General features: G+C 28.5%; 6 protein-coding genes and 1 pseudogene. 2 read left to right on the top strand and 5 right to left on the bottom strand.

The window, feature by feature from the left end; translation table 11 throughout:
• Positions 1 to 27: 27 nt before the first annotated feature.
• Together N5A56_RS17265 and N5A56_RS17260 are read right to left on the bottom strand one after the other, a co-directional pair.
• Positions 28 to 456, bottom strand: a complete 429-nt coding sequence (locus N5A56_RS17265; RefSeq protein ID WP_265724305.1) for a S41 family peptidase — start codon at positions 454 to 456, stop codon at positions 28 to 30.
• Complete coding sequence (locus tag N5A56_RS17260; protein ID WP_265724306.1) at positions 453 to 2324, bottom strand: hypothetical protein; 1872 nt, start codon at positions 2322 to 2324, stop codon at positions 453 to 455. The genes N5A56_RS17265 and N5A56_RS17260 overlap by 4 nt, the downstream gene beginning before the upstream one ends.
• A 401-nt stretch (positions 2325 to 2725) precedes the next feature.
• On the opposite strand from N5A56_RS17260, the gene N5A56_RS17255 reads away from it, so the two are divergent.
• On the top strand, positions 2726 to 3718 hold the full coding sequence (locus N5A56_RS17255) for an IS110 family RNA-guided transposase (RefSeq protein WP_265724307.1): 993 nt from the start codon (positions 2726 to 2728) through the stop codon (positions 3716 to 3718).
• Positions 3719 to 4081: 363 nt separating this feature from the next.
• Positions 4082 to 5053 (top strand): annotated as a pseudogene (locus tag N5A56_RS17250) (IS110 family RNA-guided transposase).
• Positions 5054 to 5104: 51 nt separating this feature from the next.
• Here N5A56_RS17250 and N5A56_RS17245 read toward each other — a convergent pair.
• The 3 genes from N5A56_RS17245 to N5A56_RS17235 form a co-directional block, all read right to left on the bottom strand.
• The gene (locus N5A56_RS17245; protein WP_265724308.1) at positions 5105 to 5515 is read right to left on the bottom strand and encodes a hypothetical protein; all 411 of its coding nucleotides are present in this window, start codon (positions 5513 to 5515) and stop codon (positions 5105 to 5107) included.
• Positions 5516 to 5644: 129 nt separating this feature from the next.
• Positions 5645 to 6475, bottom strand: a complete 831-nt coding sequence (locus tag N5A56_RS17240; RefSeq protein WP_265724309.1) for a helix-turn-helix domain-containing protein — start codon at positions 6473 to 6475, stop codon at positions 5645 to 5647.
• Entirely contained in the window at positions 6475 to 6753 is a 279-nt protein-coding gene (locus N5A56_RS17235; protein ID WP_265724310.1) for a putative quinol monooxygenase, read from the bottom strand. Before N5A56_RS17235 ends, N5A56_RS17240 begins: the two co-directional genes overlap by 1 nt.
• Positions 6754 to 6873 lie beyond the last annotated feature (120 nt).

Genomic DNA, 6873 nt, shown 5'->3' with positions numbered 1-6873 from the left:
TTAGCCACTGGCTTTATTTCCGATTGTTTATTCCTCCAAAATATAGTTCAATAATGGGTCATTTGCCCTTATTATATCTGAGAGCTTTAACTTAATTTTTTTATCTGGAATTATACCTTTGTCTAAAACTAATTTAGGAACATTGACAGATTCTCTTTCTGTACCTATTTGCAAACTAAGTTTTGTGTTTTTTAATGATGGTATTACTCTACCAGGATGCGTACTGTAAGTACCTCCTGTTTCTTCTCCTATTATGGTAGCTAACTGATTATGTTTTACAACAGCTAACATTTGTGCAGTTGCAGATGCAGAACGACCATTTATTAACATATATATCTTAATATCACTAATGTTATTTGTTGTTTTGGGTGTTATTGTTATTGGTCTATTTCGTCTTTTATTTAAGTCATTATCTTCATAATAATTAATTTCTTTAGCAAGAATATAAGATATCACATGTTTGGCACATTCTGGATTCCCCCTCTATTTCCCCTTAAATCAAACGCTACTTTATTTATGTTTTCATCTTTAATTTTTTTCATATATGTATCTATTGTTTCTTTAAAAAAATCAATATTTTGTCTACCTCTAGGGAAATAACTAAAATTCTTAATCTTGATTATTACTGTTTTCTTTTCTTTAATAATTTCTAAGCCTAATCTTGGCTTATTATTTAGTTTTGCTTTGTAATTAGGGGCTGGTTCATCAATAAGAAAGGATGTTGTAATTACTTTTTTAGAATTATAAGGCTTAAATTTTATGTTGTATTCAGGTTCAAAACCAAAATAACTATGATAGTAATATAAAAAATTTACATTTAAATCTCCTCTATAAAAGCTTTGATTAAAAGCATCTGCAGAGATTGTTGTTTTTAGCGTTTTATATATTTCGCTTGATGAAATTCCGTTAATTTCTAAAATTTCGGAACCTACATTCATTTCTATATTTTCTATACAATTGTTTATGGCATACATTTTTTCATCTTCAAACCATACAATTAATGGTAACCAATATTTTTGAGGTGTTCTAAAAAATCGAGTATCGACTATTCGTGTATGTAAACACCCTAAACTTGTAACTATAGGTGAAGTTATTTGATAAAATTCCTTAACAGTCATAGAATCTTTTAGTTTGTCTCGTTGAATATTTACAAGCTTCTCGTAATATTCTTTATCAATAAATTCAAACTGTGTTGGATGTTCTTTTAGTGTTTCTAATAATTGATTAAAATCTTTGACTAACTTATCTTTTTCAATCTGGCTATTGAGATTTTTAAGAATAGAGTCCTCAACCACTTTATTTGATAGAGTGTGGTGTAATTCGGTTTTTAAAAGCTGTAATGGATTATCTTTATCATAAATATATTTAACGCTTACAACTCCTCGTCTTTTTTGTATTTTGTTATTTATATCGTAATTACTGCGTTCTATCAAATTACCAATACTATCAAACTTATATTTTGAATACGCATCATTACTTCTTTTATCAACTTTATAGTTTCCATCTAAACCAATTGTTGCATATTTTAAACAATTTCCGTTTTTGTCATAAGTTGCAAAACCTCCAGCTGTCCCTAAAAATGAACCAACAGATGGTTTGTTTTCAGCGTTAAAAAACTTAAAATTAATGAGGTTGTTATTTTCATCATAAGTAGCTTTATCTGTGGCTATTCCTGTTTCATCATTTATTAATTTCAATCTCTTATCTACATTATTCATTGATAGTAATAATCCTTTATCATTGAATTTATATAGAACGTTATGAAACTTATAATAAGGTCGCATAGTTACATTTACTCCATTTTTATCTTTTCTTGTTTCTAATACAGAATTATTATCAATGTGTTTCCAAGTGTATTCAAAAATATTCCAGCTATTATTTATAGGTTCATCATTTTTGTTATAATATTTTAAACCAACTCTTTTTCCTTTTTTATTATAGGTATACACTTCTTTAAATACTCCCATTCCATTTGTAGTTTGTTTATTATCAACATCAAAAAATAGTCGTGTTTCCGTATTTTCGGCATATGTTATTTCAGTTTTTGAAGCTAATGCTCTTTTACCATCAAGTAATCCGCTTCTACTTAAATCAATAAGGTTTTTGTTGTATTGGTATTCAATCAATATTAATCTATTTTGTGCATCATAGTTTAACTTAAAATGATTTACATTTTTTGTTTCTTCTTCTGTTAACGGTATTCTTCCTTTTGTTTCTGAATAAGGTGTTTCACGAAAAATGAGATGTTTAAAATATTTTACTGTTTGAGCTTCTGTGAATAAGCTACACGATAAAAAAACTAAAGTAAAAAGGAAATGCTTCATAGGATAAAATATTATGTGAAAAACAAATGTAACTAAATTTTTAGTTTAAACTAAAAATTTAGTTACATTTTATTATACCGTTGATTTATCTTGATAATTCCTTATAGTTACCAGCGGTTAGTAGTTTATTTAGGTAAATATTTTGTTCTATTTTCTTGTCTTAATTTTAAGTTCGGAAGTTTCTTTAGCTTGTTGCCAGCGTGTTTCTTTAGTTTGTATTAAATATCTTTATTTAGGAAAAGAGGAGAACTATAACGTGTTTTAGAATTTTAGTTCCCTTACACGTACGAGTCCTCTTATTCCTATAAAGTTGCAAAGAACCATTTGGAATACCAGGAGTATATAATCCCGATAAAGGAAGTAGTTTTTGCAACATATTTAATCATTCTAATTGTAAAAATATGAAAAATTACAGAGAAGTAGTAGGAATTGATGTATCAAAAAAGACGATTGATGCTTATTGTTATCATGCCCAAGTTCATAAAGAGTTTAAGAACGATTTAGTTGGTTACAAAAGCCTCTTAAAATGGGTTTTACAAGCAACAAAAGAAAGTGCTGTTTTTTATTGTTTTGAGAATACAGGTTATTATTCCTTAAAGTTGGCACTTTATTTACATAGTAAGAAAGTTGTTTTTGTGGAGGAGAGTCCGTTAAAAATTAAGCGTTCTTCTGGGATTGTAAAAGAGAAGACAGATAAGCTAGATGCGCAAGTAATTGCAAGGTATGGTTGGCTTTACAGGGAAGAATTAATACCAAGTACTGTAAAGAGTAGTTCTCATTTAGAGCTTGGTAGACTGTTAGCTTTAAGAGACCAGTTAGTTAGAAATAATGCAGGTTTAAAAGGCACTTTAAAAGAAATGAAAGTACTTTTACTAAGTTCTACAACAGATTTAGGTTGTATCAGTTTAAAACGTAGTATTGATTATCTAACCAAGCAAGTAAAGGCAATAGAAATTAGAATTGAAGAAATAATTTTTGATGATATTTCTATGAGTAAAAACTACGAATTATTAAAAAGTATGAAAGGGATTGGTCTTGTGGTTGCTTGTCAATTAATTTATCATACAGGTAACTTTACACGTTTTAAAAGTTGTCGTGCTTTCTCCAGTTATTGTGGAACTGCACCTTTTGAGCATCGCTCTGGTACAAGTATTCATAGACGAAAACAATGTCATTATTTAGGAGATAGAAAGATGAAAAGTTTACTAAGTATGGCAAGTGTTTCTGCAATACAACATGATAGCGAACTAAAATTGTATTATCAAAAAAAGTTAGCAGAAGGAAAAGATAAAATGTTAGCAATAAATAATGTTAGAAACAAACTAATAGCGAGAGCTTTTGCAGTAGTTAAAAGAGGAACACTGTATGTTGTTCTTCAAAATTATGCTGCTTAAAACAAAAACTAAATTTTATTAGGATTTGATCTTGGAATACGTATATGGTTTGTTGCGTGGTTTAAGCACTAAATTTAGTAAATAAAAACCGAATAGAAAATCCGCGAGGATTTTCGTAAGTAGGTTAGAACTAGCAATAAATTATATACGGCTTAAGTTTGTAAAACATTAAATTAGATTTATAAACAGAAAGCACAAAAGAGAGGAATAAGGTTATTATACACGCAGAAGCCAAGACTTCGTCAACATTGAAAATCCCCTCTCTTTTCTACACAGATTTCGTACAGTTCTATGAGGCTATTTAGACCTCGATTTTAAGTCGTTGAAACTCGCGTAGATTGTCCTTTCACAAAACATTTTCTTATGATTAAAGATACAAAATATTTTGGGATTGACGTCAGTCATTTAGTTTTTGATGTTACAGATTCAGGGGGTAATTATTACCAATTTAAAAACAGTATTACAGGTTTTAAAAAGCTTGTAAAACTCTTAGGTTCTGATAGTCATTGTGTAATGGAAGCCACGGGCTATTATCATTATCAATTGGCTTATTATTTACAAGAATCTGGTTTTCAATTATCAGTAGAAAATCCATTATCTGTAAAAAGATTTATTCAGATGAAATTGTCAAAGATTAAGACAGATAAGAGTGATTCGAGATTAATTTGTGAGTATGCAAAACAAGTAGAATTAAAATTATGGAAAGGTAATTCAAAGCATCAATTAGAATGTTTATAAATGACTAGACTCCTTTCTACCTATACAAAACAGAGCACAATGCTAAAAAACAAGATTCATGGCGAATTGGTTTTAGGTACACCAAGTAAAGCAGTTGTAAGTTCTTTAAAACAAAGTTTAAAATATCTTGAAAAACAGATGAAAAGTTTAGAGGATAAATTATTAATTTTAGTAAAACAAGAGCATCAAGAAGTTTTAATAAGCTTAAAAAGTATACCAGGAATAGGAGATAAGACAGCACTAATGTTAGTTGTTTTAACAGATGGATTTGATCGTTTTACAAGTGCAAAAGAGTTGTGTAGTTATGCAGGCTTAACGCCCATTATTAGGCAAAGTGGAAGTAGCGTAAAAGGACGTCCGAGAATTAGTAAAATAGGCAACCAAAAGCTGCGAAATTTATTATTTATGTGCAGTTTTAATGCTTGTAAATATAACAAAGCTTGTAAGGCACTTTATGATCGAATTGTTGCCAAAGGAAAGAGTAAAAAACTAGCATTAATAGCAGTATGTAATAAGTTACTAAAACAGGCTTTTGCAATTGCAAAATCAGGATTAATATATGATAACAACTATAAAAGTACTTTAGTGCAAAATTAATGAGTTTTTACTTGTTTTTTACCACAGTACTTTGTTAGCAAATCGTATTTTTTATTTCAGATTATAATTTTTCAATTCATTTTTTAATTCCACAAGAGAATTTGGTTCAACAATTTGAGTATCAATTATAAATTCAGTTTTTTGCGTAATCAGTTTTAAGTCTCCAGCAAATTCCTTTATAGACTTTATTTCGGCTAATTTTATTTTTTTTGGAAATAGAGTGTTTTTTATCAACTCTCCGTTTTTCAGAGTCAGATATTGATTTCTGTTTTCAAAGTAATAAATTATAAACATAAATATTCCAGCTCCTATTTGTCCGATTCCAATTGATGCGAGTGAAATTTCTTTCCATTCTGAAATAATAAAAGATAGTAAAACGAGAATAATTCCGATTGCTACAAAGAATATTCCCATTCTTGAATTACTTCTTAATCTCTCTTTTGAATATCTGATTTTCGTCATTTCTTATATGTTTGCCAACGGTTTTGTATAAGATTAGTTGCGTTGTTTAAACACCTAATTTAGCAAATACAAACCAAATAGAAAATCCGCGAGGATTTTCGTAAGTAAGCTCATACCAAGCAATTAATTTTATACGTTGTTGGCAACTGGCTTTTTATTCAATGACTTATGGTAGAAATGACTATCAAAATTTTCTTTAGTAAAATATTCCAAAGGTGTTTTTTTCGTTAAAGACTTAAATTCTTTTATAAAATGACTTTGGTCAAAATATCCGTTATCTAAAATGGTATCCAAATAATCAGATTTTCTATTGAGAAGTATTTTCTTGATAACATCTTGGAACCTTGTAATCTTCTGAAATTCTTTGGCTGTTATTCCAAATTGTGATTTAAAACTTCTTTCAAACTGACGAAGACTTAAATTAGCTTTTTGAGATATGAGATCAATTGTATTACTGTCAAAATTGTAATATAATTCGTCCAGAACTAAATCCCATTTATCGTCTTCGTCTTTATGATATTCTTTAAAATTACTTATTAAAAAAGATTCGATTACTTTAACCTTGTTTTGAATTCCTGAAATGTTTTCAAGTTTGTTCAATAAGTTATTGCCTTTTGATTTCCATAAATTTTGGACAGAAAAATAATTATCGTTCAATTCCGAAAATGGAACAGATGTAAAATGTCTAAAAGCTCCACTTTTAAATCTTACAGATAAGAGTGACACATTTTTTTCTTTATCAAAATTCAAGATGTTTCTTGGGCAAACAGTATGTGATTTTGGAAGTATCTTTTTGTTAATGGATAAAGGTTTATCTAAATAAAACACTAATTCTAATCCAGTTCCTGGAAGAACCGAAGGAAGTTCAAAATAGTCAGCACTCGATTTTTCAAAAATGTAAAATCGATCAATATATTTTGAAAGAAATTTAGTTGGTTTGTAAGATTCGTTTCTTGTCATTAAAAAACTTCAATTATAGGTTCTTTTGTTAATAATGGCATTACTGCATTTAAAAATCCTTTGAAATGTTCAGATGAATTATGATTTTCAACAGCTTCTTCATTTTCATATTTTTCATAGATAAGAAAATCATTTTCTTTATCAACTTCTTTTAATAACCTGTACTTTAAGCATCCGTTTTCTTCGATGCTATTATTAACCATAATTTCTGCTAATTTTAAAAAATCTTCCGTTTTTCCTTCTTGAATACTTAATTGTGCAATAATTGTCTTTTCCATATTTATCTATATTAGATTGCAAACATGAAAAATCGGAATGTTGTATGATTGTAAAAAGACGACATTTATATCCGGGTTTTTTCAGCTTGTTGCCAACTTATTTATATACATATAATAATT

The organism is Polaribacter ponticola, assembly GCF_026191475.2.
Classification (GTDB): domain Bacteria; phylum Bacteroidota; class Bacteroidia; order Flavobacteriales; family Flavobacteriaceae; genus Polaribacter; species Polaribacter ponticola.
Note: the sequence above shows the minus strand (reverse complement) of the source record. Positions and strands in the feature narration are given on the sequence as shown.

Coding starts and splice junctions, on each gene's coding strand:
- N5A56_RS17260 (WP_265724306.1), bottom strand. CDS start 2,324: ATGAAGCATTTCCTTTTTACTTTAGTTTTTTTATCGTGTAGCTTATTC.
- N5A56_RS17255 (WP_265724307.1), top strand. CDS start 2,726: ATGAAAAATTACAGAGAAGTAGTAGGAATTGATGTATCAAAAAAGACG.
- N5A56_RS17245 (WP_265724308.1), bottom strand. CDS start 5,515: ATGACGAAAATCAGATATTCAAAAGAGAGATTAAGAAGTAATTCAAGA.
- N5A56_RS17240 (WP_265724309.1), bottom strand. CDS start 6,475: ATGACAAGAAACGAATCTTACAAACCAACTAAATTTCTTTCAAAATAT.
- N5A56_RS17235 (WP_265724310.1), bottom strand. CDS start 6,753: ATGGAAAAGACAATTATTGCACAATTAAGTATTCAAGAAGGAAAAACG.